Origin of the sequence: Alloalcanivorax sp., assembly GCF_964221125.1 — a bacterium.
Classification (GTDB): Bacteria; Pseudomonadota; Gammaproteobacteria; order Pseudomonadales; family Alcanivoracaceae; genus Alloalcanivorax; species Alloalcanivorax venustensis.
Window position 1 is genome coordinate 1 of sequence record NZ_CAXPXK010000123.1, and the last position, 23,086, is coordinate 23,086.

Sequence of the window (23,086 nt, forward strand, 5' to 3'; positions counted from 1 at the left end):
ACGTCAATCAGTACTACAACCACGTCCGCCCTCACAGCACGAACCAGTACCAAACACCCGGGGCAAGGGAAAAAGCGGCCGCGTGACCAGAACCTAAGAAACTGTCCAAGATCACTTGACCACTTCAGTAAGCCACCCTTTCGCGGGCTGGGCCCGCTCCCACAAGGCCCGCTTCCACAGCAGGGTGGTCGTCCGTGGTCAGGCGCTCTTCCGGAGCGTCTTGGCGGCTTCCACCATGTTGGCCAGGGCGCCTTCGGTTTCTTCCCATTTGCGGGTCTTGAGGCCGCAGTCCGGGTTCACCCAGAGGCGTTCCTTGGGCAGCCGCTGGGCGGCTTTTTCCATCAGCGCCACCATCCAGTCCACCTTCGGCTCGTTGGGCGAGTGGATGTCGTACACCCCCGGGCCGATGTCGTTGGGGTACTGGAAGTTCTCGAACGCTTCCAGCAGCTCCATGTTCGAGCGCGACGTTTCGATGGTGATCACGTCCGCGTCCATGGCGGCGATCGCTTCGATGATGTCGTTGAACTCCGAGTAGCACATGTGGGTGTGGATCTGGGTTTCGTCGGCCACGCCCACGGTGGCCAGGCGGAAGCAGTCCACCGCCCAGCCCAGGTACGCCTGCCAGTCGTCGCGGCGCAGCGGGAGGCCTTCGCGGAAGGCCGGCTCGTCGATCTGGATCACGCCGATGCCGGCGTTTTCCAGGTCCTGGACTTCGTCGCGCAGGGCCAGGGCGATCTGCCGGCAGGTGGTGTCGCGGGGCTGGTCGTCGCGCACGAAGGACCACTGCAGAATGGTCACCGGGCCGGTGAGCATGCCTTTCACCGGCTTGTCGGTGAGCGACTGGGCGAAGCGGGTCCAGTCCACGGTCATCGCCTTGGGGCGGCTCACGTCGCCGAAGATCACCGGCGGTTTCACGCAGCGCGAGCCGTAGCTCTGCACCCAGCCGAAGCGGGTGAAGGCGAAGCCTTCCAGCAGCTCGCCGAAGTATTCCACCATGTCGTTGCGTTCCGCTTCACCGTGCACCAGCACGTCCAGGTCCACCTGTTCCTGGTAGCGCACCGCGCGGGTGATTTCCTGCTTCATCAGCTCGGTGTAGCCGCTGTCGTCCAGCTTGCCGGCTTTCCAGTCACGGCGCGCGGCGCGGATTTCCTTGGTCTGCGGAAACGAGCCGATGGTGGTGGTGGGGTAGGCGGGCAGTTTCAGCGCCGCCTGCTGTTTGCCGATGCGCTCGGCGAACGGGCTCAGCCGGTCGCGGGACACCTGGCCGGAGGCTGCCATGCGCTCGCCCACCGCCGGGTCGTGGATGCGCCGCGACTGGCCGCGCGCGGCCACCGCCCGGCGCTGCGCCTGCAGGGCCGGTTGCACGCTGTCGTCGCCGTCCAGGGCGCCGCCCAGCACCGCCAGTTCGTCGAGCTTTTGTTTGGCGAAGCTGAGCCAGCTTTTCAGTTCGTCGTCCAGTCGGTCTTCCTGGTCCAGGTCCACCGGGCTGTGCAGCAGCGAGCAGGAAGGCGCCAGCCACAGGCGCTCGCCCAGCTGCGCCTTGAGCGGCGTCAGGGTGTCGAGCAGGGCGTCCAGGTCGGCGCGCCAGATATTGCGGCCGTTGATCACGCCCAGCGACAGCACCTTGTCGCCCAGGCGCGGCAGCACCTGATCCAGCGGATCGTTGCCGCGCACCCGGTCCAGGTGCAGGCCGGCCACCGGCAGTTGCAGGGCGGTGAACAGGTTGTCGCGCAGGCCTTCGAAGTAGGTGGCCAGCAGCAGTTTCACCGAGGCGGCGCCGGCGAGCTGGTCGTAGACGCGCAGGTAGGCGCGCTGCCAGGCGTCGGGCAGATCCAGGCAGAGAATCGGCTCGTCGATCTGCACCCAGGTCACGCCCTGGTCGGCGAAGCGCTGCAGAATGGTCCGGTACACCGGAATCAGATTTTCCAGCAGGGTCAGTTTGGCGCTGTCGGCGGCGCCGTCGAACGATTCACCCTTGGACAGGTACAGGTAGGTCAGCGGCCCGGGGATCACCGGCTTGGCGTCCAGGTTCAGGGCGCGGGCTTCGTCCACCTGATCGAACAGGGTCTCGCGGGCGATGCGGAACTGCTGGTCCCCTTCCAGCTCCGGCACGATGTAGTGGTAGTTGGTATCGAACCATTTGGTCATCTCGCAGGCCGCCGCCGGTTCGCCGCTGGGGGCGCGGCCCCGGGCCATGCGGAACAGGGTGTCCAGGGACACCGGCTGATCGTCGGCCTGCTGGAAGCGCGGCGGCACCACGCCCAGCAGGCAGGAGAACTCAAGAATCTGGTCGTACCAGGCGAAGTCGCCCACCGGCACCGCGTCCAGGCCCGCTTCCGCCTGCAGCGTCCAGTGGCGCTCGCGCAGGCTGCGGCCCACGTGCTCGAGTTCGCTTTGCTGCAGGGTGCCGGCCCAATAGGCCTCGACCGCCTGTTTCAGTTCACGGCGGGCGCCGATACGGGGAAAGCCCAGGTTATGCAGGGTGGTCATGATGAATCCTTTGTCACGCGAAGAGGGGGAAGATCGATTGGCGGCTATTGTGGTCCACCCCTTAGTTGAGACAAAATCAAATATCTAATCGTTACTATGAGTGATGCTCATGTCGTCAGTGCTTGAACTCCGCCACCTGGCCACCCTGCAGGCCATCGACGAGGCCGGCAGCCTGGTGGAGGCCGCCGAGCGCCTGCACGTCACCCAATCGGCGCTGTCCCACCAGCTCAAGGACCTGGAGCACCGGCTCGGGGTGGCGCTGATCGTGCGGCGCACCCGGCCGATCCGTTTCACCACCGCCGGTGGCCGGGTGCTGGCGCTGGCGCGCCAGGTGCTGCCCCAGGTGAGGCGCACCGAGACCGAGCTGCGGCGCCTGGCCGCCGGGCAGAGCGGGCGGCTGCACATCGCCATTGAGTGCCATTCCTGCTTTCAGTGGCTGATGCCGGCGCTGGACCGGTTCCGCGAGGCCTGGCCGGAAGTGGAGCTGGATTTGTCCGCGGCGTTCAGTTTCACGCCCCAGGCGGCGCTGGTGCGCGGCGACCTGGATATGGTGATCACGTCCGATCCGGTGGATAACGACGCGGTGCGCTATTTGCCGCTGTTCCGCTACGAGCTGGTGCTGGCGGTGGCGCGGCAGTCAGCGCTGGCCGGCGCCCGCGCGGTGGCGCCCCGGGCGCTGGCGGAGGAAACCCTGATCACCTACCCGGTGGAGCACGAGCGGCTGGATGTGTTCACCGCCTTTCTCGACCCGGCCGGGGTGGCGCCGGCGGCGCTGCGCACCGCCGAGCTGACGCCGATGATGGTGCAGCTGGTGGCCGCCGGCCGGGGCGTGGCGGCGTTGCCCAACTGGGCGCTCACCGAATACCTGGATCTGGATCTGGTGCGCGCGGTGCGGCTGGGTGAAGGGGAGGGCGTGTGGCGCACCCTGTACGCGGCGGTGCGCGACGGTGACGAGCAGGTGCCGTTTATTCAGGAATTCATGGATACCGCCCGCGCCCTGTGTTTCAGCAACCTCAGTGGTATCCGCCGCGCCGCCGGTTAGTGCGGCCCGTGCGGCGCCAGGGTGGTCACCCAGTAGTGATAGCGGGGCTTTTTCTGTCGTTGATAGCGCGCGCACACACGCTGCGCCTGGCTGTTGGAGTGGAAACGGCACATCAACAGGATTTGCCCGTTCTCGTCCCGCCGCCACAGGACGTACTGGGTGTTACCACTGGCCATAGGGGGTGCGGCTCAACGCGCTGTTGTAGTATCTGGGGTCGTCGGTGACTTCCTCGCCGAGCCAGGGCGGCCGCTCGAAAGGCTGGTCCTCGCTGTCCAGCTCCACCTCGGCGACCACCAGGCCCTGGTTGTCGCCATGGAATTCGTCCACTTCCCAGACATGCTCGCCCACCTGGATGCGGTAGCGGGTTTTGTCGATCACGCCCTGCGGGCACATCTCTTCCAGCATGGCGTGGGCGTCGGCGGTGGGGATCGGGTATTCGAACTCACTGCGGCTGGCGCCGTGGGTCTTGCCCTTGATGGTCAGCCAGGCGCGGTCGCCTTGCACGCGCAACCGCACGGTAGCGCGGGGATCGTGGCTCAGATACCCCTGGGTCAGACGTTCGCCTTCCTGGTTCGCCAGAAAGTCGACGCCCTTGGTGCGGAATTTTCTCTCGATTTCCACGGCCATGGTCGGACTCCTCGCTGTGGGTCTGTCGGTCAGGGGGTGTCGCGTTCGCCGTCCGGCACCAGGTCCCGGTTGCGCTGCAACTCGTCCACCGGGAAGCCTTTCTCCTCGGCGAGCCCGACCAGGGCCCGGTACTGGTCGTCCGGCAGCCGGGGCTGGCGCGCCAGAATCCACAGATACTCGCGGCCCGGTTCGCCGATCACCACGGTCTGGTAGTCCTTGTCCAGCGCGATCACCCAGTAATTCCCTTCGGCGACCTTGGGCAGCAGCCGGGAAAACCAGTTATCGAAACGGACCTTCAGCTTGGCGTTGTTGGAGCCGGGCACCACGCGGGCCTCGCCTTCCGCGACGCTGGGTTCGTCGTCCTCGCGCTGACAGCGGTTGACCACTTTCACCGAACCGTCGTCGTTGAGGCTGTAGGTGGCGGTGGAGTTGTAGCAGCCGCGCTGGAACCATTGCGGCAGGCGGGCGATTTCATGCCAGGTGCCCGCGTAACGCTGCAGATCCACCCGGTCCACCGTGGCCAGGGGCCGTTCGTCGCCGCCGCAGGCGGCCAGGAGCAGAGGCAGGCCCAGTAACAGGGCCTTATGGAGAGCCTTATGGAGAGTCATAGTCGGAATCCTTTCGACACTAATCCCATAGTTTAGCCGAAAACGCCCCGGGTTTGCGCAACCGTTCGGCCGTGGCTGGCCCGCGCTCGTCGGGGTGCCCAGGCATGCTATACTCCGCGGCCGATTCAGGGGGCGGAAGCGACCATGGACGCACCACGTTTAACAGTGCGGCAGCTCGGCTGCGAGCGGGACCACCGGATGCTGTTTGAGGATCTGGATTTTTCCGCGCGCAACGGCGAGATCTGGCAGGTGACCGGCGCCAACGGCGCCGGCAAGACCACGCTGTTGCGCATCCTGGTGGGCCTGCACGGCTTTTACCAGGGGCGGGTCGAGTGGTCGTCGCCGTTGCCGCCGTCGCTGCTTTACCTGGGGCACCAGCCCGGCGTGCGTGAGGAACTCACCGCCCGCGAAAACCTCGAATACAACCGTGCCCTCAGCGGCCAGACCGGCGACCCGGACGCGGCCCTGGCGGCGCTGGATCTGTACGGTTTCGAGGACGTGCCGGCGGGGCGTTTGTCCGCCGGGCAGCAGCGCCGCATCGCGCTGGCCCGGCTGTGGCTGGACGGCAAGGACGTGTGGATTCTCGATGAGCCGTTCACCGCCATCGACCAGCAGGGCGTGGCCGCGCTGGATCAACGGCTGCGCCAGGCGGCGGCGCAGGGGGTGCTGGTGATCTACACCTCGCACCACCGGGTCGGTGACGGCGTGCACCGTCTGCATCTCGGTGAGGATAGGGAGGTGGTCCGATGAGCGCGCCGTCCCTGGGCGCCGTCTGGCGCGCCTCGCTGCGTCGCGAACTGACGCTGATCTGGCGCTCGCCGGCGGACATCGTGCAGCCGCTGTTTTTTTTCGTGGTGGTGGTGAGCCTGTTTCCGCTGGCCCTGTCGCCGAAGCCGGCGCTGCTGGCCCTGGTGGCCCCCGGCGCGGTCTGGGTGGCGGCGTTGCTGGCGGTGATGCTGTCCCTGGACGGCCTGTTCCGCCGTGACCAGGAGAGCGGCGCGCTGGATCTGCTGCTCACCGCGCCGGTGGTCAGCGTGGTGCCGGTGGCCGCCAAGCTGCTCGCCCACTGGCTGCTGACGGGTTTGCCGCTGGCGCTGATCGCGCCGCTGCTGGGCTACATGCTGCAGCTGCCGGTGGCGGTGCTGGATACCCTGATGGTGAGCGTGTTGCTGGGTACGCCCACGCTCACCGTGGTGGGCGCCATCGGCGCGGCGCTCACGGTGGGCCTTAACCGCGGTGGTATCCTTCTGGCGGTGTTGGTGCTGCCCCTTTATGTGCCGGTGCTGGTGTTCGGCGCGGGCGTGGTGCGCACCGCCCTGGACGGCCTGCCCACCGGCGGTCTGCTGGCGGTGCTGGGGGCGATTCTGGCGCTGGCGGTGAGCCTCGGCCCGGTGGCCGTGGCGCTTGGCCTGCGCATCAGCGCCGGCGACTGATAGCCACCGCTCTATTCAGGTGTTCTATGTGGAAAACGATTAAACGCTGGTACCACCAACTGGGCTCGCCCCGGTACTTCTACCGTTTCTGCGAGGCGGTGCTGCCGTGGCTGGTGCCGGTGTCGCTGGCGCTGCTGGCGGTGGGGCTGATATGGGGGCTGGTGTACGCCCCGGTGGAGCGCTACCAGGGCGACAGCTATCGCATCATCTATATTCACGTGCCGGCCTCCAGCGGCGCCCTGATGGGCTACATCGCCATGGGCGTGGCCGGGCTGGTGGCGCTGGTGTGGCGCATGAAAATGGCCGAGGTGATGCTCAAGGCGCTGGCGCCGTTCGGCGCCGCCCTGGCGGCGGTGTCGCTGCTCACCGGCGCGCTCTGGGGCAAGCCCACCTGGGGCACCTACTGGCAGTGGGACGCGCGCATGACGTCGATGCTGATCCTGCTGTTCCTGTACCTGGGCATCATGGCGCTGCAGAACGCGATCCGCGATCCGCGCCAGGCGGCCCGCGCCGCCGCCCTGCTGGCGGTGGTGGGCGTGATCAACGTGGTGATCGTCAAGTATTCGGTGGAGTGGCTCAACACCCTGCACCAGGGCGCCACCCTCAAGGTGGTGGGGCAGTCGTCCATCGACGCCTCGATGAAATGGCCGCTGCTGATCAGCATGACCGGGCTCTGGTTACTGTACGCCGCCAACGTGCTGATGCGCGCCCGCACCGAGGTGCTCAGCCGCGAACGCCGCAGCGGCTGGGTGCGCCGGCTGGTCCGTGACGAGGAGGCGTGATCATGTTCGACCCCTATTTCGACAGTGTCGCCGCCTTTATCGCCATGGGCGAGCACGGCTTTTTCGTATGGAGCGCCTACGGACTCAGCGCGCTTCTGATCGTCACCAATATGCTGGTGGCGGTGCGACGGCAGGGACGGGTGCGGGCCGAGATCGCCCGCCAGGCGCGCCGCGACGGCGCCAGGACATCGCCCAAGGCCGGCACATCGTCCAACAGTGTGGAGAGTAATCAATGAATCCGGTTCGCAAACAACGTCTATTCGTGGTGCTGGCGGTGCTCGCGGGCCTGGCCGTGGCGGTGGGGCTGGCGGTCTACGCCCTGCGTCAGAACATCAACCTGTTCTATACGCCGCAGCAAATCGTTAACGGTGAGGCGCCGGTGGGTGCCAAAATGCGCGTCGGCGGTCTGGTCGAGGACGGCTCGGTGCAGCGGGACCCGGATACCCTGGATGTGGTCTTCACGGTCACCGATGGAAAGGGTAGCTTTGCTATTCACTACCAGGGCATTCTTCCCGACCTGTTCCGCGAGGGCCAGGGCGTGGTCGCCAACGGCACCCTGGTGAGCCGTGACCGTTTCGAGGCGGACGAGGTCCTGGCCAAACACGATGAGACCTATATGCCGCCGGAGGTACAGGATGCACTGGAAAAAGCCGGGCACCCGGGCAGCAAGCCCGGCGCCAAGGAAGAAGACGCCGGTTACCCCAAGGGCGATTACGACTAGTCGGTTTGAGTGCCGAGTGAGCCATCAATGAGCCAAGTGATCATCCTGGTCGACGACCCGGCGGACTGGGCCGCCTATTACCCCACCCGCCATCTGCTTTCGGCGCGGGACTATCTGCAGGCGGCCCAGCCCGTGTGCACCGACAAGAAAGTGCAGGTGATCAACCTGTGCCGCAGCTATAAATACCTGTCGCCCGGTTATTACTGCTCGCTGCTGGCGGAAGCGCGCGGCCAGCGCGTGCTGCCGTCGGTGCGCACGGTCAACGACCTCAGCCGCAAGGCGCTGTACGGCCTGCATTTCGAGCGCTTCGAAGCGGCCCTCGACAAAGCCATGAAAAAGCAGGGCGGCGACGCCACCCGCGTCACCCTGACGCTCTATTTCGGTCACGCGGAGCAGGACGGGCTCAACGACCTGGGCCGCCAGATCTTCGATCAGATGCCCTGTCCGATCCTGCGCGTCTCCTTCCGCCGCCGCGAAGAGTGGACCCTGGAATCGATCCGCCCGGTGAGCCTCAAGCAGCTCAAGGGGCACGAGGAAGACGCCTTCGCCCGCGCCCTGGAACAGTTCAACGCGCGCGTGTGGCGCAACCCCCGCCGCCGGCGCGGCGACCGTTACGACCTGGCCATGCTGGTGGACGACAAAGAAGCCATGCCGCCCAGCAACCGCGCCGCGCTCAAACGCTTTATCAAGGCCGGCCGGCAGCTGGGCATCAAGGTGGACCCCATCGACCGCGACGCCTACACCCGCCTGGGTGAGTACGACGGCCTGTTTATCCGTGAAACCACCGGCATCGACCACCACACCTACCAGTTCGCCCGCAAGGCGGAGCAGGAAGGCATGGTGGTGATCGACGACCCCGGCTCGATCCTGCGCTGCACCAACAAGATCTACCTGGCCGAGCTGATGCAGGCCAACGGCGTGCCGGTGCCGCCCACCGCCTTCGTGTTCGACGACTCCGAAGCGCAGGCGGACAGCCTGATCGCCGAGCTGGGCCTGCCGATGGTGCTGAAGATTCCCGACGGCAGCTTTTCGCGGGGCATCAGCAAGGTGAAGGACAAAGCCGAGCTGCGCGCCGCGCTCAGCGGTTACCTGAAGCAGTCCGCGGTGGTGCTGGCCCAGGCCTTTATGTACACCGACTACGACTGGCGCATCGGCGTGCTCAACAACCGGCCACTGTTCGCCTGCCAGTACTTCATGAGCAAGGGCCACTGGCAGATCTACCACCACAAGGACGGCGGCAAGACCAGCTCCGGACGCTTCGCCACCCTGCCGGTGCGCGACGTGCCCGCCAAGGTGCTGCGCATGGCGCTCAAGGCGGCGCGGCTGATGGGCAACGGCCTGTACGGCGTGGACCTCAAGCAATCCGGCGATCAGGTGGTGGTGATCGAAGTCAACGACAACCCCAACGTGGACGCCGGCGTCGAGGACCTGTGGCTGGGCGAGGATCTGTACCGGCAGATCATGCTGGAATTCCTGCGCCGCATGGAAGCCCGACGGCTGGGGCTGCCGCTCTAGATGCTGAGCTGGATGCGCAAGAACCTGCTGCGCCGGGAAACCCGCCGCTGGGTCGATGAGGGCCTGGTGGAGCCGTTCCAGGCGGAGCGCATCCTCAACCGCTACGGCACCTCCCTGAACGACACCGGCCCCTCGGCGCTGGGGCTGCTCACCGGCCTGGCCGGCCTGTTCGCCGGGCTCGCCCTGCTGTTGCTGGTGTCCGCCAACTGGGAGCAGTTGCCGCGCCTGGCCCGCTTCGCCGGCCTGGTCACCCTGACCGCCGTGCTCAACGGCTGGGGCGTGCTGCGCCTGGCCCGCGCCGGCACCGGCGGCGGCCTGCTGTTCCTGGGCGGCTTCGCCTACGGCGCCTCGATCATGCTCACCGGGCAGATGTACCACCTGGGCGAGCATTTCCCCAACGGCCTGCTGCTCTGGACCCTGGGCCTGGTGCCGCTGACGCTGCTCAGCGGGGGCCGCCTGCTGGCGCTGCAGGGCCTGGCGGTGGCGGTGGCCTGGATGCTGCTGGAATACCGCTTCGCCGCCCCCTGGCTGATGCCGCTGTTTCTGGCGGTGGCGTTCTGGGTGGCCTGGCGCCGCCGCGTCGCCGGGCTCGCCCTGGCGGCGCTGGCCGCCACCGCCGTGTGGCTGAACCTGATGCTGGCCTGGGTCTACGCCACCGACTTCGGCCCCCAGGCCCAGGAAGGCATGATCAGTTTCAATCTCGGCCTGCTGGTGCTGGCCGGCGCGCTCGCCGCCCGCCCGGGCTGGTGGAGCGCCGGCGCCGTTAACTGGATGCCCCGGCTCACGGTGCTGGCGATCCTGCCGTTCACCTTCGTGGACGGCTGGGAGCACTACCTGGCCTACGCCTGGACCTGGCTCGATCCGGGCCTGTGGGCGGCGCTGGTGGCGCTGCTGGCGGCGGCCCTCCTGGGGCGGCCCCTGGTGGCGCTGGCGGTGGCCGCCCTGCTGATCGCGGTGCACACCGGCGGCGTGCCCGACCAGGCCCTGGTCTGGGCGGTGGCGTCGAACCTGCTGTTGTTGCTGCTGGCGATGCACTGGATGCGGCGCGGTCTTCTGGAAGGCGAGGGCGGCCTCTATGTCACCGGGCTGATCGCCATCCTCACCCTGGCGCTGCTGCGCTACCTGGACCTGATCGGCGGCTATCTGGGCGCCGCCGGGCTGTTCCTCGGCATGGCGGCGCTGCTGTTCGTCGCCGGCCGCTACTGGCGCCGCCGGGAGGCGCGCTCATGAGCCGGCGCCGGCTGGCCGCGCTGGTGGCCGCGGTGCTACTGCAGCTGGCGGTGCTGGGCGGCCTGTTCGTGTACAGCCAGTACCCGCTGTGGGTGGGCACCGAGGTGCGCCTGGCCACCGTGCCGGTGGACCCGCGCGACCTGTTCCGGGGCCAGTACGTGCGCCTGAACTACGCCCTATCCCGCCAGCCGCTGCCCGAGATGGAGCTGCCCCGCGCCGGTGATCCGGTGTTCGTGCGCTTGCAGCGGGACGGCGCGCTGTGGCGGGCGGACGGCGTGCGTTTACGGGAACCGGACGGCGAGCGGCTGTATCTGCGCGGTACCATTGAGCGGGTCAGCGGTGGTGAACTGCACATTCGTTACGGCATCGAAGCCTGGTTCGCGGCGCCGGAAGAGGCGTTGCGGCTGGAACGGGAGCTGGCCGAAGGCGGCGTGGCCCGGGTCCGCATCGCGCCGGACGGCCGTGCCGCGCTGGTGGCCGTGGAGGCCGGTGGCGGGGAATCGGCGCCCTAGCCGGCGGGCCGGGCGCCGCGGGCGTCAGCCCAGCATCTTGCTGATAAAGCCGCTCTCTTTCTCGATGGTACCGGCGAACGGCGCCAGCGCGTGCATGCGCTCGGTGTGCGCCGCCAGGTTCGGGTAACGGCCGGCGTCCACGGTCTCGCCGCCATGGCGGAAATTCACCAGCTGGCTGGCCACGGCGATGTCCGCCACGGTGAGGCTGTCGCCGACCAGATACTCACGGCCGTCCAGCTCCTGCTCCAGATAATCCAGCATCGGCGGAATGCGGCTCTCCAGCGCCTTGGCGATGGCCTCCTCGTCGCAGTCCTGGCCCATCAGGCGCTTCACGATCCGGTTACGGAACACGGTGAAGGTGCAGTGCGGCGCCAGCTCGTAGTCCGCGTACTTTTCGAACCACAGGGTGCGCGCGTACTGGAACGGGTCGCTGGGGTAGAGCGCCGGCTCCGGGTGGGTTTTCTCCAGGTAGGCGCAGATCACCGCCGAATCGGCGAGATAGCGGCCGTCCACTTCCAGCGCCGGGATCCGCTGCAGCGGGCTGATCTTCTCGTAGCCCTCGGGTTTGTTGTTGGGGTCCACGTGCACCGCTTCGTAGTCCAGGCCCTTCAGGGCCAGCACCACGCGGGTCTTGCGGACGAAGGGCGACATCACCGCGCCGTACAGTTTCATGGGCATGCGTTTTCTCTCCCGGTTGGTTTTTTGGCAGGCGTTTTTTACAGGCATCTAGGGATAAAGCAGAGCGGGTGGCGGGTCAATGACCACTTCCGGCAAATTTTTCCTTGACGACCGGGGCGCCGATTTCTATCCTACGCGCCGCTTGAGAGCACCGGGTCCCCTTCGTCTAGTGGCCCAGGACACCGCCCTTTCACGGCGGTAACAGGGGTTCGACTCCCCTAGGGGACGCCACTCTTTATAAGCGGGAATAGCTCAGCTGGTAGAGCACAACCTTGCCAAGGTTGGGGTCGCGAGTTCGAATCTCGTTTCCCGCTCCAAAATCAAACGGGACCCGACCGGGTCCCTTTTTTTGTGCCACTCAGAATTGCATCTCGAAGCGGGCGCCGAGGCCGTGGTCGCGGCGGTCGGCGGCGAGCTGGCCACCGTAGCTGACGCCCAGGGTGGCGCGCTCGGAGAGGCTCAGGTCCAGGCCGGCCTCGACGATCGCCGCGTCCTCGGCGATGGGCACGCCGCTGACGGTGAAGGCCTGGCCGCCGGCGAACGTCTGGGTGACCTCCGAGTCGGTGTCGCCGAAGGCGTGGCGCCAGCCCAGGGTGCCGTGCAGCCGTGCCGGCACACCGGCGAGACCCAGAGCGGAGGCGGCGCGCAGCCCCAGGGTGCTGAAGGTGGTGTCGGTGCTGTCGCCGTCGTCCCGCAGGGCCGCCGCGCCGCCGTCCTCGTCGCTGCCGTCGCTGCTCAGGCGCACTTGCGCCAGCCCGACGAAGGGCTCCAGCGCCAGGGCGTCGGTATCCAGCCGGTATCCCGCCTCACCGAAGACCTGCAGGGTATCGGCGCGATTGTCGCCGCGCAGGGACTCCTCGAAGTCGTGGAACGCCACGCGGCGGTCGGTTTCGATGTCGTGCCAGCTGTAGCCGAGCCCGGCGGTGAGGCGCAGCGCCTCCCAGCGGCCGCCGCTGTACAGCCCCAGGTGATAGTCGTCGCTGCTGCCGGATGCGTCGCGGTCGTCGATGTCCACGGAGGTGCGGCCGGCGCCGGCCAGCAGGCCCAGCCGCCAGGTGTCGTTGAGGGGCGCGTCGGCGCCGATCAACAGGCCGCCGCTGGAATGGTCCATCGACGCGGCGCCGCCGCCGTCGCGGTCGCTGTCCCCCCAGTTGCCGTAGGCGCGGCTCCACACCACGGTGCCGGCGGGGCGTGACCGGAAGGCGGTGCGCAGCCGCTCGCCGGCGGTGTCGCGCACAAAGCGGCTGTCCTCGATCAGGGCGCTGCGCAGAGAGGCGTGGATTTCCCCGGCCAGCTGGTCAAAGGCGCCGCGGATCAGGGCGTTGTCGTCGGGCAGGGTGAGCAGAGCGCTGTAGATGTCGTTGCCGGGGCCCAGGGTGTCCGCGCTGCCCGCCACCGCGATCTGATTGTCGGTGACGGCCCGGTCGGTGAAGCTGGCGTAGCCGTCGCGGGCCAGTTGCAGGTAGACGTTGTTGGCGTCGTAGAACAGGTCGGCGATCAGGAAGGCGTAGTCGGAGGTGACGCCGCCGAAGGTGCCGTCGAGGCCGCCGTCGGCGCTGAGAATGGTGTAGACCGTGGCGGGCCGGTAGTCACCGCTGTTGCCGATGTGCGCCACGTCGGCGCCGTTCAGCCGCGCCTGGCCGGTGACCTGGACAAGGTCGCTGTCGGAGCCGTCGGGGGCCACTTCCACCTGGTAGGTGGTGTCGCTGTCGAAGGTGAGGTCACCGTCCACGGTGAGCGTGCCGATCGAGTTGCCCGGCGCCAGCGTGCTGCCGGCGCCCAGGCTGGTGGTGCCGACCGTGCCGCTGCCGCCCAGGCCGGCGCCGCCGTGGATGGTCAGCGTCGACGGCGCGAGGTCGCCGTTGACGACCAGCGAACCGGCCTCCACCTCGGTGGCGCCTTGATAGGTGTTGCTACCCGACAACACCAGGGTGCCGGCGCCGAGTTTGGTCAGGCCGCCGGCGCCCTGCAGGTCGGTTTGAATGCCGATGTCGTGGCCGTTGTTATCGACCCAGGCGCCGCCGGCTTCGATGTTGACGTCACCGGCGCTGAAGCCACTCAGGAAATCCTGCTCGTCGGCGGTGGCCCGGAGCATGCCGCCGTCCAGCGTGACGCTGCCGGCGCCGTCCTGTTTCTGCACAAAACCGGTTTCCAGGATGCCCCGCGCGGCGGCGGTGCCGCCCAGGGTGAGCGTGCCCGAGCCGGAGGCCGTGGCGCCGACGATCACCGCGCCGGTGGCGGCCCGGCCGCCGTCTTCGATCACCAGGTCGCCGCTGCCCTGGTAGCCCACTTGGATGGCCAGGGCGCTGGTCCAGCGCGCCGTATCGCCGGCCACCCGCACCCGGCCGTCGGCGCCCACGGCGTTGCCGAGGGTGCCGCTGTCGCTGCTCACCGTGCCGTTGTTGATGTCCACGGCGCCGCTGCCCTCGGCGCCGACGATCAGCGCGCCGCTGTTTTGCCAGCCGGCGCCGTCGCCGTCCACCACCACGGTGCCGTCACCGTCCGCGAAGCTGCCCACGAAGGTATTCAGGTTGGTGACCGTACCACCGGCGCCGATGTTCAGGGTGCCGGTGCCGGAGCTGCCCACCACCAGATCGGCGCTGTTGTCCCAGCGCGCCTGGTCGCCGCTGACCGTCACCACGCCGTTGGAGCCGGCGAACGAGCCGATATAACCCACCGTGTTGGTCACCGTGCCGCCGGCGCCGACCGTCATTTCCGCCTGACCATAGTTGCCGATGGAGAGCGTGCCGGTGTTTTCCCAAAGGGCGTTCTGGCCCGCCACTTCGACCGTGCCGAGCACGCCATCGCTGCTGCCGACGATGCCGTAGGAGCTGGTCACGGTGCCGCCGGCGCCCACGGTCATATCGCCGTCGTTGATGTCACCGACGAACAGCCCGTCGGTCAGGGTCCATTGCGCGCCAGTGCCCGCCACGCTGGCCACAGCGGGGTTGGCGGCGGCGGGATCGCCGCCCACATAGGTGATCGAGCTGGTCACAGCGCCGGTCTCGCCGATGGTCAGGGTGCCGTCGACCTGCAAGAAGCCGGTGTCCCAGGGGTTGGGTTGCGTGCTTTGCGCCGTGTTATCGATGATTTCCTGGTCGCCGGCGTCAATGAACGTCTGGGCCAGCGCCTGATCGGCGGCCATCAGCGCCACCAGCGCCGGGCCCGTGACAATAAAACGCTTCACGCGTGACGCCCGTGGCGCGCCTGCCTGCTGCATGGTCGTTCCCCTCTCTTTTTTTAGAATCGGGGGAATACATCACGGGAGGCGGGCGACTGGTATCCCTTAAATAGGGGAGTCCAAGCGGCGAACTTGGCAGTACCTCCCCGGGACCGTACCATGAGGCAGTCTTAGAGAGGGACCATGGCCCGATTACACCCCCGCCTTCACGATGCGATCCGTCTGCTTCCGGCTCACCGGCCGGCTCACCTGTTGACCCGGCACTCCGTGCGGGAGCTGGCCAAGAACGGCTTCGCCGACTACCGCCTGCCGCTCACCGCGGAAGGCGTGGCGATGGCCCGTGAGTGGGGCGCCCGTCTGGAGCGCCCGGTGCAGGCGTTCTATTCCAGCCCGGTGGGCCGCTGCGTGGACACCGCCACCGCCATGGCGGAGGGCGCCCTGGAGGCGGGCCTGATCCCGGCGATGCCGGAGGTGGTCACCGACCCGACCCTGGTGGAACCCGGCTGCTACGTGGAAGACATCAACCGGGTGGGGCCGACCTTTCTCAAGATGGGGGCGCTGAGCTTTCTCAACCAGCACCTGAAAACCCCGTTCGAAGGCATGCTGTCGCCGGCGGCGGGCCGCGCCAAGCTGGCTTCGTATCTGTACCAGCGCGAGCCGGAGCCGGGTTCACTGGCGGTGCACGTGACCCATGACACCATTCTCGCCGTGCTGGTGGCGGAGCTGGAAGGCCGCGACGCCATCGACGAGGAGCACTGGCCGTGGATGATGGAAGGGCTGTGGGTGTGGTTCGAGGACGCCCGCATGCACTGGGTGTGGCGCGGTCATCACGGGCACCGGGAATTGGCGCTGGCTTGAATCCTGCGGTGCCGCCCCCATCTGTGTTGCTTGTTTCTTTTCCGCAGCCGGCGAGGTGATGTTTGTCTGCCCTGACCCTTCGTAATCTCACCAAGACCTACGCCAACGGTGTCGAGGCGCTCAAAGGCATCGACCTGACCGTGGAGCGGGGTGATTTCTTCGCGCTGCTGGGCCCCAACGGCGCCGGCAAGTCCACCACCATCGGCATCGTCAGTTCGCTGGTCAACAAGACCGGCGGCGAGGTCACCATCCTCGGCCACTCCCTGGACCAGGAACGGGAACTGGCCAAGCAGAAGATCGGCGTGGTGCCCCAGGAATTCAATTTCAGCCAGTTCGAGAAGGTGTTCGACATCGTCGTCACCCAGGCGGGCTTCTACGGCATTCCGGCGCCGCTGGCCCGGCAGCGCGCCGAGAAGTACCTGCGCAAGCTGGGGCTGTGGGACAAGCGCAAGAACCAGGCCCGCTCCCTGTCCGGGGGCATGAAGCGCCGGCTGATGATCGCCCGCGCCCTGGTTCATGAGCCGGAGCTGCTGATCCTCGATGAGCCCACCGCCGGGGTGGACATTGAGCTGCGCCGTTCCATGTGGGACTTCCTGATCGGCCTCAACAACGAGGGCCGCACCATTATTCTCACCACCCACTATCTGGAAGAGGCGGAGTCCCTGTGCCGCCGCATCGCCATCATCGACCACGGCCGCATCGTCGAGAACACCGACATGAAGTCGCTGCTGGAAAAGCTGCAGGTGGAAACCTTCATCCTGGATCTGGCCCGGCCGGTGGACCGCGCGCCGGAGCTGCCCGGTTTCGACGTGCACCTGCGCGACGCCGGCACCCTGGAAGTGGCGGTGCCGAAGACGCAGAGCCTGAACCAGTTGTTCGTGGCCCTGGCGGAGCAGAATTTCGAAGTAATGAGCATGCGTAACAAAGCCAACCGTCTCGAGGAGTTGTTCGTGCGCCTGGTGGAACAGAACCTGCCTGAACAGAACCCGCAGCGGGAGAACGCCTCATGACGCTGCATCAACAATGGGTCGCTTTCCTGACCATCGTCACCAAGGAAGTGCGCCGCTTCCTGCGCATCTGGCCGCAGACGCTGCTGCCGCCGGCGATCACCATGACCCTGTATTTCGTGATCTTCGGCAACCTGGTAGGCAGCCGCATCGGCGAGATGGGCGGCTTCGATTACATGCAGTACATCGTGCCCGGCCTGATCATGATGAGCGTGATCCAGAACAGTTACGGCAACGTGGTCAGTTCGTTCTTTTCCACCAAGTTTCAGCACTCCATTGAGGAGATGCTGGTGTCGCCGATGTCGCCGTTCGTGATCCTGTCCGGCTTCGTGGTGGGCGGCATGGTGCGCGGCATCATGGTGGGCGGCATCGTCACCACGGTGAGCCTGTTCTTCACCGATCTCAACGTGCAGCACGCCTGGATCACCCTGCTGGTGGTGGCGATGACCTCGGCGCTGTTCGCCCTGGGCGGCTTTATCAACGCCATCTTCGCCAACAACTTTGACGACATCAGCATCATTCCCAACTTTATTCTCACGCCGCTGACCTACCTGGGCGGGGTGTTCTACTCCCTGGACCTGCTCTCCGAATTCTGGCGCACCGTGACCCTGGTGAACCCCATCGTCTATATGGTCAACGCCTTCCGCTACGGCGTGCTGGGTGTGAGCGACGTCAACGTATACGCCTCCCTGGCTGCTATCTTCGCCTTTACGGTAGTGTTCTTTCTGCTGGCGCTGTGGCTGCTGCGGCGGGGCACCGGAATTCGCGGGTAATCGACATGAGCTTTCTCAACGACACGCCGCTGGGCCGCACCAGCGCTTTCATCGACCAGTACACCCCTTCGTTGCTGTGCCCGGTGCCCCGTTGGGACGCCCGCGAAAGCCTGGACCTGGACACCGCCGCCGAGGGCGAGCCGCGGCTGCCGTTCCACGGCCAGGACATCTGGAACGCCTATGAGCTGTCCTGGCTCAACGAGCGCGGCAAGCCGGTGGTGGCCATGGCCGAGCTGGTGGTGCCCTGCATCTCGCCGAACATCATCGAATCCAAGTCGCTGAAGCTCTATCTGAACTCGTTCGCCAACACCCGCTTCGCCTCCCGCGAGGCGGTGATCAAGGCGATCGCCGGCGACCTGGCCCAGGTGGCCGGGGCACCGGTGGACGTGCGCGTCATGAGCATGGAGGAAGCGGCCCGCGCCGCGGTCTGGGATGACCACGGCGACAGCGTCGATCATCTCGACGTGGCGTTCGAGCATTTCGAATACCGCCCGGATCTGCTGTTCACCGAACAGGGGCCGGAGCGCAACGGCGCGCTGGTGTCGCACCTGCTGCGCAGCCACTGCCCGGTCACCAACCAGCCGGACTGGGGCACGGTTCAGGTGCGCTACACCGGCGCCGAGATCAGCCCGGCCAGCTTTCTGCGCTACGTGGTCTCGCTGCGCAACCACCAGGGCTTCCACGAACAGATCATCGAGCAGATGTTCGTCGACCTGAAGCGCCAGTGCGCGCCCCGTCACCTGTCGGTGTACGGCCGCTTCACCCGCCGCGGCGGCCTCGACATCAACCCGTTCCGTTCCGATTACGAAGACCTGCCGCGCAACCTGCGCACCATCCGCCAGTAGCGACTGTGGGAGCGGGTTGTGGGAGCGGGCTGTGGGAGCGGGCCCTGCCCGCGAAAGGGCGGTCCCAGACCGCCCGGCAGGATCCCAGAGACCTCGACGGCTAGCCGGCGCCGAGCGGCCAGCCAAAGCCGATCCAAACCCCCAGCAGCACCGACCAGCCGGCCAGCAGCGCCAGGCTGTAGGGCAGCATCAGCGCGATCAGCGTGCCGATGCCGGTGTCGCTCCGGTAGCGCCGGGCAAAGCCCAGCACCAGCGCGAAGTAGGGCATCAGCGGGGTAATGATGTTGGTGCTGGAATCGCCCACCCGGTAGGCCGCCTGGGTGGCTTCCGGGTCGATGCCCACCAGCATCAGCATGGGCACGAACACCGGCGCCAGGATGCCCCACTTGGCGGAGGCGCTGCCGATCATCAGGTTGATCAGCGCCACCAGCCCCACGAACAACAGCAGCAGCGCCACGGTCGGCAGATTCAGGCCGCCCAGCCAGGCGGCGCCCTTGATCGCCAGCACCAGCCCCAGCTGGCTGTAGCTGAACCAGGCCACGAACTGGGCGGCGAAGAACATCAGCACCAGGTAACCGGACATCGAGCTCATGGTGGTTTCCATCGCCTCGATGATGCCGCCGGCGGAGCGGAAGCGGCCGCTCACCCGCCCGTAAACGGCGCCGCACAGCCCCGCCAGCAGCGCGATCAGCACCACCAGCGACGACATGAACGGCGACTGCAGCAGGCCGCCGTCCTCACCGCGCAGCGGCGCGTCCGCCGGCGCCACCAGCAGCACCACCGCGAGCACGCCCAGCGCCAGCACTGCCAGGGTCCAGCCCAGGGCGCGCCGGTCCATGCGCGGCGCCAGGTCTTCGTCACTGTTGTCGGCGGGCCGGTCGGCCACGCGCGGCTCGGTGATGCGCACCGTGACCAGCGACACCACGGCGGTGACCAGCACCGTGGAGACCATGATGAACCAGTAGTTGCCCGCAGCCGACACCACGCGGTCGGGCTCGACGATCGCCGCCGCCTCCGTGGACAGGCCGGCGAGCACTGCGTCCACCGGGCCGAGCAGCAGGTTGGCGCTGTAGCCGCCGGACACCGCCGCGAACGCGGTGGCGATGCCGGCCAGCGGCGAGCGGCCGGCCAGCTGGAACAGAAAGCCGGCGAGGGGAATCAGCACCACATAGCCGGCGTCGAAGGCGAGGCTCGACATCACCCCGGCGAACGCCACCGTCACCACCAGCGTGCGGTGCGAGGCGCGCCGCACCAGCGCCGCCAGGCTGGCGCCCAGCAGGCCGGAATGCTCGGCGATGCCCAGCCCCAGCATCGCCACCAGTACCACGCCCAGCGGTGCGAAACCGGTGAAGTTGGTGACCATCTCGCTGAACAGATAGGTAAGGCCGTCGCCGTCGAGCAGCGAGCGCACCTCAATGGCGCGGTCCTCCAGCGGATGCGTGGCGGTCAGGCCCACCGCCGCCAGCAGCGCGCTCAGCGGCAGCATCAACAGACACAGCCAGACGAACAGCAGGGTGGGGTGCGGCAGGCGGTTGCCGGCGCGTTCCAGCCGGGCCAGCCAGCCGGAGGACGGTTCAGCCATAGCGGTTCTCCTTAGAGCCGTACTTGTTGTTGTATCTTGGCCGCCGCCTTGCCCATCACATCCAGCACTTTTTCCCGGTCGCGGTCGGGCAGGCTCTCGGAGTGCACATGCAGCGCGAAGCCTTCCGCCTCGAAATCCACGGCCACGGTCTTGCGCTTCTTCAGGTCCGAGGCGGAGCGGGCCAGGGCCTTCAGTATGCGGTTTTTGTCCACGTTGTGAATGCGCTCCAGGTCCATGTGCAGGCCGAACCCGGTGGTGGCGACGCTCACGAAGCGTTGCTTGCCGCCGGCGTTGCGCTTCAGTGCCTGGGCCTCGAACACCGGGATCGGCCGGCTGAAGCCCTTCGCCGACACCTCGCCCACATTACGGCAGCGCACCCGGTCCTTGATCAGCTCATGGGTGCTTTCCGAGATCAGCACCTGCCCCGGCCGGCAGGCGGATTCCAGCCGGCTGGCCAGGTTCACGTCGGTGCCGAGGATGGTGTAGTCCATGCGGCTGTCGGTGCCGAAGTTGCCCACCGTCACATAGCCGGTGTTGATGCCGATGCGGATTTCCAGCTTCTGGGTGATGCCCTCGCGTTGCCAGCGCTGGCGCAGAAAGCGCATGTGCTGCTGCATTTCGATGGCCATGGCGGCGCACCGGTAGGCGTCTTCCTGGGCGCCCTCGCTTTTCGGGTCGCCGAAGAACACCATCACCGCATCGCCGATGAACTTGTCGATGGTGCCGCCGTGGCGCAGGGCGATGCGCGTCATCTCGCTCAGGTAGGTGTTGAGCATGCGGGTCAGGGTGTCCAGCGGCAGCTCCTCGGAGATCGCGCTGAAACCCTTGATGTCCGAGAAGAACACCGTCAGCCGTTTACGCCGGGTCTCCAGCTTGGCGTCGCGCTTGCCGGAAAACAGCGAGCCCCAGATCTGCGGCGGCAGATACTTGGCCAGCTTGCGCGACATCTCCACCGCCTGCTGCTGTTGCTCGCGCACCCGGATTTGCGCCTGGCGCAGGAACTGCGCCTGACGGTTGGCATAGAAGGAACTGGCGCCCACGTACAGCCCCAGCCCCACCAGCGACAGCACCGACACACTCAGCGGCACCGTGGTGGGGGTGGGCGGCACGCCCAGCAGCAGTGACGCCAGAGCGGCGCCGCCCAGCGTCATCAGCACGTTCAGCAGCCAGGGGCGCAGGCCGCCGCTGCTCACCGCGTTGGCGTGCACGATGATCAGCAGCACCAGGCTCGGCACCACCGCGAAATGCAGCAGCGCGCAGGCCACCCCGATGATCGCCGCGTCCAGCTGCATCACCACCGGCGAGAAATGTTCCGGCAGCAGGTCCTTGCGCTGGCCCACCACCACCAGGGTCTGCACCAGCAGCGGATAGCCCAGCAGGCCGGCCACGCCGAGCAGATAGTGGGAGGGATAAAGCTGCAGGCCGACACCGGCCATCAGAATGGTCGCCGCCACCACGAAGGCAAGCAGGCGGATATAATTGCTCAGCCGGCGCGCGCGCTCCATCGGATCCAGATAGGGCTTGCGGGGGCGGTTCTTGGATGTACTCATGCACTGCCAATCAGGACGTTTGTCCGGAGCTTACCCAGTTGTGGGTTAAGAAAAAAGACTGATCGCCAGACGGCGAGGAAAGCAAACGCGCTTTGCCGTACAATCCCCGGCGCGTCACCGTTCGCACACAGGAGTTCCGATGGACACACTGACCGCGCTCAACACCCGCGTTTCCGTGGCCCGCCTCACCGAGCCCGGCCCCACCGCCGATCAGGTCAGAGAGTTGCTGGCGGCGGCGATCCGCGCCCCCGACCACGGCATGCTGCGCCCCTGGCGGTTTCTGGTGCTGGAAGGCGAAGAGCGCGAACGCCTCGGCGACATCATGGAGTGGCGTCTGCTGCGCCGGCAGCCGGAGGCGGACCAGTGCGCCCGCGACAACATCCGCAACAAGGCCCTGCGCGCGCCCACCATTATCGTCGCCGTGGCGGAGATCACCGAAGGCCACAAGGTGCCCGCCTGGGAGCAGGTGCTGGCGGTGGGCGCGGCGGTGCAGAACATCATGGTGGCGGCCCACGCCCTGGGCATCGGCGCCATGTGGCGCACCGGCGACCTGGCCAACGACGAAACCGTCAAGGCGCGCCTGGGCTTCGCCGACAAGGATCAGGTGGTGGGCTTCGTCTACCTGGGCACCCCCGCCGGGGGCCTGAAGAACCTGCCGGACGAACAACCGGAAACTTTTCTGCGTGAGCTTCCCCGGAGGCAGGATGATTGATCTCGACGCCCTGGCCGCCCGCGTGCGCGCGGCGATACCGCTCACCACCCATCTCGACTTCCGGTTCACCGCCTTCGACGGCGAACGGCTCACCCTGACCGCGCCGCTGGCGCCCAACCATAACGACAAGGGCACCTTCTTCGCCGGCAGCCAGGCGGCGCTGCTCACCCTGGCCGGTTGGGCCTGCACCACGCTGATGGCGGATTCCGCGGTGGGCGAAGGGGAGGCCAGCGTCGACGTGGTGGCGGTGGAATCCAGCCTGCAATTCCGCGCGCCGCTGCACGGCGCCATCGAAATCCGCGCCTGGGCCGACGACGGCGAGAGCGGCCGGTTTCACCAGCGCCTGAGGCGGCGCGGCAAAGCGAGCCTGGCGATTCTGGCCCGGGCAACCGACGCCCAGGGTGTGGTGGTCTCCGAGTACCAGGGCCTTTACCTGGCCAGAAACAACACGGATAACGCCTGAGTGACGCCGCCACGCTTGCCTGAACCGCGACCCTCGGGTACCCTACGCGCCCTCTGATGATGACTCAGAGCAGCCAGTTTTGGTGAGGTGTCCGAGTGGCTGACGCCTTGCCGAAGGCAAGCGAACGTCGCCGCGTAGCGGTGACGGCCCCGAAGGGGCGAGGGCGTGAGCCCGAGTAACGAGCACGCTCGCGTGCGACTACCAGAGCGCGGCCAGCTGGTAGTGACAATCAGTTTTGGTGAGGTGTCCGAGTGGCTGAAGGAGCACGCCTGGAAAGCGTGTATACGTTTACGCGTATCGAGGGTTCGAATCCCTCCCTCACCGCCAAATAACAAGGGGTCCCAAACGGGACCCCTTTTTATTTGGTGGTCAGGGAGGACTTAATTCGAACCCTCCGTTCGACCGAGCGGCGCAAAGCGCGCCCGCCTTGGAATAGGCCCTGTCCCAAAATCACAGATCGGAAGAGCACACGTCTGA

The 23,086-nt window shown here is 67.2% G+C and carries 23 protein-coding genes and 3 tRNA genes; 18 read left to right on the forward strand and 8 right to left on the reverse strand.

Annotated elements, in window-relative coordinates; translation table 11 throughout:
- Window positions 1-198: 198 nt before the first annotated feature.
- Complete coding sequence (gene metE / locus ACEQZD_RS14370; protein ID WP_370186274.1) at window positions 199-2,490, reverse strand: 5-methyltetrahydropteroyltriglutamate--homocysteine S-methyltransferase; 2,292 nt, start codon at window positions 2,488-2,490, stop codon at window positions 199-201.
- Window positions 2,491-2,608: 118 nt separating this feature from the next.
- Between metE and ACEQZD_RS14375 the strand changes: the two genes are divergently transcribed.
- Window positions 2,609-3,532 (forward strand): LysR family transcriptional regulator, encoded by a 924-nt coding sequence (locus ACEQZD_RS14375; RefSeq protein ID WP_142950170.1) that lies wholly within the window; start codon window positions 2,609-2,611, stop codon window positions 3,530-3,532.
- Here the strand turns inward: ACEQZD_RS14375 and ACEQZD_RS14380 are convergent.
- The 3 genes from ACEQZD_RS14380 to ACEQZD_RS14390 are packed head-to-tail and all read right to left on the reverse strand — an operon-like array spanning window position 3,529 to window position 4,767.
- Entirely contained in the window at window positions 3,529-3,708 is a 180-nt protein-coding gene (locus ACEQZD_RS14380; RefSeq protein ID WP_142950168.1) for a hypothetical protein, read from the reverse strand. The genes ACEQZD_RS14375 and ACEQZD_RS14380 overlap by 4 nt on opposite strands.
- A complete protein-coding gene (locus tag ACEQZD_RS14385) occupies window positions 3,695-4,159 on the reverse strand; it encodes a CYTH domain-containing protein (RefSeq protein WP_335628724.1) in 465 nt (154 codons plus the stop codon). Before ACEQZD_RS14385 ends, ACEQZD_RS14380 begins: the two co-directional genes overlap by 14 nt.
- A 29-nt stretch (window positions 4,160-4,188) precedes the next feature.
- Entirely contained in the window at window positions 4,189-4,767 is a 579-nt protein-coding gene (locus tag ACEQZD_RS14390; protein WP_142950166.1) for a lipocalin family protein, read from the reverse strand.
- Window positions 4,768-4,911: 144 nt separating this feature from the next.
- Here ACEQZD_RS14390 and ccmA point away from each other — a divergent pair, with 144 nt between their 5' ends.
- From ccmA to ACEQZD_RS14430, 8 genes are read left to right on the forward strand one after another with little or no spacing between them, the layout of a single operon-like run.
- Window positions 4,912-5,517 carry a cytochrome c biogenesis heme-transporting ATPase CcmA gene (gene ccmA, locus ACEQZD_RS14395; RefSeq protein ID WP_370186275.1) on the forward strand — a complete coding sequence of 202 codons (606 nt, stop codon included), beginning with the start codon at window positions 4,912-4,914 and terminating at the stop codon, window positions 5,515-5,517.
- Entirely contained in the window at window positions 5,514-6,200 is a 687-nt protein-coding gene (ccmB, locus tag ACEQZD_RS14400; protein WP_142950164.1) for a heme exporter protein CcmB, read from the forward strand. Before ccmA ends, ccmB begins: the two co-directional genes overlap by 4 nt.
- A gap of 26 nt (window positions 6,201-6,226) precedes the next feature.
- Window positions 6,227-6,982, forward strand: coding sequence for a heme ABC transporter permease CcmC (gene ccmC, locus ACEQZD_RS14405; protein ID WP_370186277.1), 756 nt, complete (start codon window positions 6,227-6,229; stop codon window positions 6,980-6,982).
- A 2-nt stretch (window positions 6,983-6,984) separates the two neighbouring features.
- Complete coding sequence (ccmD, locus tag ACEQZD_RS14410) at window positions 6,985-7,218, forward strand: heme exporter protein CcmD (RefSeq protein ID WP_194856356.1); 234 nt, start codon at window positions 6,985-6,987, stop codon at window positions 7,216-7,218.
- Window positions 7,215-7,703, forward strand: coding sequence for a cytochrome c maturation protein CcmE (gene ccmE, locus ACEQZD_RS14415; RefSeq protein WP_142950161.1), 489 nt, complete (start codon window positions 7,215-7,217; stop codon window positions 7,701-7,703). The genes ccmD and ccmE overlap by 4 nt, the downstream gene beginning before the upstream one ends.
- Before the next feature lie 27 nt (window positions 7,704-7,730).
- Complete coding sequence (locus ACEQZD_RS14420) at window positions 7,731-9,218, forward strand: RimK family protein (protein ID WP_194856357.1); 1,488 nt, start codon at window positions 7,731-7,733, stop codon at window positions 9,216-9,218.
- The gene (locus ACEQZD_RS14425; protein WP_370186279.1) at window positions 9,219-10,448 is read left to right on the forward strand and encodes a DUF2157 domain-containing protein; all 1,230 of its coding nucleotides are present in this window, start codon (window positions 9,219-9,221) and stop codon (window positions 10,446-10,448) included.
- The gene (locus tag ACEQZD_RS14430) at window positions 10,445-10,960 is read left to right on the forward strand and encodes a GDYXXLXY domain-containing protein (RefSeq protein ID WP_194856359.1); all 516 of its coding nucleotides are present in this window, start codon (window positions 10,445-10,447) and stop codon (window positions 10,958-10,960) included. Before ACEQZD_RS14425 ends, ACEQZD_RS14430 begins: the two co-directional genes overlap by 4 nt.
- Window positions 10,961-10,984: 24 nt before the next feature.
- Here ACEQZD_RS14430 and ACEQZD_RS14435 read toward each other — a convergent pair whose 3' ends face one another.
- Window positions 10,985-11,638: a glutathione S-transferase family protein gene (locus tag ACEQZD_RS14435; RefSeq protein ID WP_142950157.1), complete on the reverse strand. Its 654-nt coding sequence runs from the start codon at window positions 11,636-11,638 to the stop codon at window positions 10,985-10,987.
- 155 nt (window positions 11,639-11,793) lie between these two features.
- Here ACEQZD_RS14435 and ACEQZD_RS14440 point away from each other — a divergent pair.
- A tRNA-Glu gene (locus ACEQZD_RS14440) sits at window positions 11,794-11,869 on the forward strand.
- A 10-nt stretch (window positions 11,870-11,879) separates the two neighbouring features.
- Window positions 11,880-11,955, forward strand: a tRNA-Gly gene (locus ACEQZD_RS14445).
- Window positions 11,956-11,996: 41 nt separating this feature from the next.
- On the opposite strand, the gene ACEQZD_RS14450 is transcribed toward ACEQZD_RS14445, so the two are convergent.
- Window positions 11,997-14,858, reverse strand: coding sequence for an autotransporter domain-containing protein (locus ACEQZD_RS14450; RefSeq protein ID WP_370186281.1), 2,862 nt, complete (start codon window positions 14,856-14,858; stop codon window positions 11,997-11,999).
- A gap of 144 nt (window positions 14,859-15,002) precedes the next feature.
- Between ACEQZD_RS14450 and ACEQZD_RS14455 the strand changes: the two genes are divergently transcribed.
- The 4 genes from ACEQZD_RS14455 to queF all read left to right on the forward strand — a co-directional run bounded on the left by ACEQZD_RS14455 (window position 15,003) and on the right by queF (window position 18,302).
- Complete coding sequence (locus tag ACEQZD_RS14455; protein WP_142950156.1) at window positions 15,003-15,677, forward strand: histidine phosphatase family protein; 675 nt, start codon at window positions 15,003-15,005, stop codon at window positions 15,675-15,677.
- Window positions 15,678-15,739: 62 nt separating this feature from the next.
- Window positions 15,740-16,687: an ABC transporter ATP-binding protein gene (locus tag ACEQZD_RS14460; protein WP_335628720.1), complete on the forward strand. Its 948-nt coding sequence runs from the start codon at window positions 15,740-15,742 to the stop codon at window positions 16,685-16,687.
- A complete protein-coding gene (locus ACEQZD_RS14465) occupies window positions 16,684-17,457 on the forward strand; it encodes an ABC transporter permease (RefSeq protein ID WP_142950154.1) in 774 nt (257 codons plus the stop codon). The genes ACEQZD_RS14460 and ACEQZD_RS14465 overlap by 4 nt, the downstream gene beginning before the upstream one ends.
- A gap of 5 nt (window positions 17,458-17,462) precedes the next feature.
- A complete protein-coding gene (gene queF, locus ACEQZD_RS14470; RefSeq protein ID WP_194856362.1) occupies window positions 17,463-18,302 on the forward strand; it encodes an NADPH-dependent 7-cyano-7-deazaguanine reductase QueF in 840 nt (279 codons plus the stop codon).
- Window positions 18,303-18,402: 100 nt separating this feature from the next.
- Here queF and ACEQZD_RS14475 read toward each other — a convergent pair whose 3' ends face one another.
- On the reverse strand, window positions 18,403-19,884 hold the full coding sequence (locus ACEQZD_RS14475; protein WP_335628719.1) for an AbgT family transporter: 1,482 nt from the start codon (window positions 19,882-19,884) through the stop codon (window positions 18,403-18,405).
- Between the two features lie 11 nt (window positions 19,885-19,895).
- Window positions 19,896-21,434 carry an adenylate/guanylate cyclase domain-containing protein gene (locus ACEQZD_RS14480; protein WP_370186284.1) on the reverse strand — a complete coding sequence of 513 codons (1,539 nt, stop codon included), beginning with the start codon at window positions 21,432-21,434 and terminating at the stop codon, window positions 19,896-19,898.
- 139 nt (window positions 21,435-21,573) lie between these two features.
- Here ACEQZD_RS14480 and ACEQZD_RS14485 point away from each other — a divergent pair, with 139 nt between their 5' ends.
- From ACEQZD_RS14485 to ACEQZD_RS14495, 3 genes are all read left to right on the forward strand, one after another.
- On the forward strand, window positions 21,574-22,146 hold the full coding sequence (locus ACEQZD_RS14485) for a nitroreductase (protein ID WP_370186286.1): 573 nt from the start codon (window positions 21,574-21,576) through the stop codon (window positions 22,144-22,146).
- Window positions 22,139-22,609: a YiiD C-terminal domain-containing protein gene (locus ACEQZD_RS14490; protein ID WP_370186288.1), complete on the forward strand. Its 471-nt coding sequence runs from the start codon at window positions 22,139-22,141 to the stop codon at window positions 22,607-22,609. The genes ACEQZD_RS14485 and ACEQZD_RS14490 overlap by 8 nt, the downstream gene beginning before the upstream one ends.
- A gap of 237 nt (window positions 22,610-22,846) precedes the next feature.
- A tRNA-Ser gene (locus ACEQZD_RS14495) sits at window positions 22,847-22,936 on the forward strand.
- Window positions 22,937-23,086: the final 150 nt, after the last annotated feature.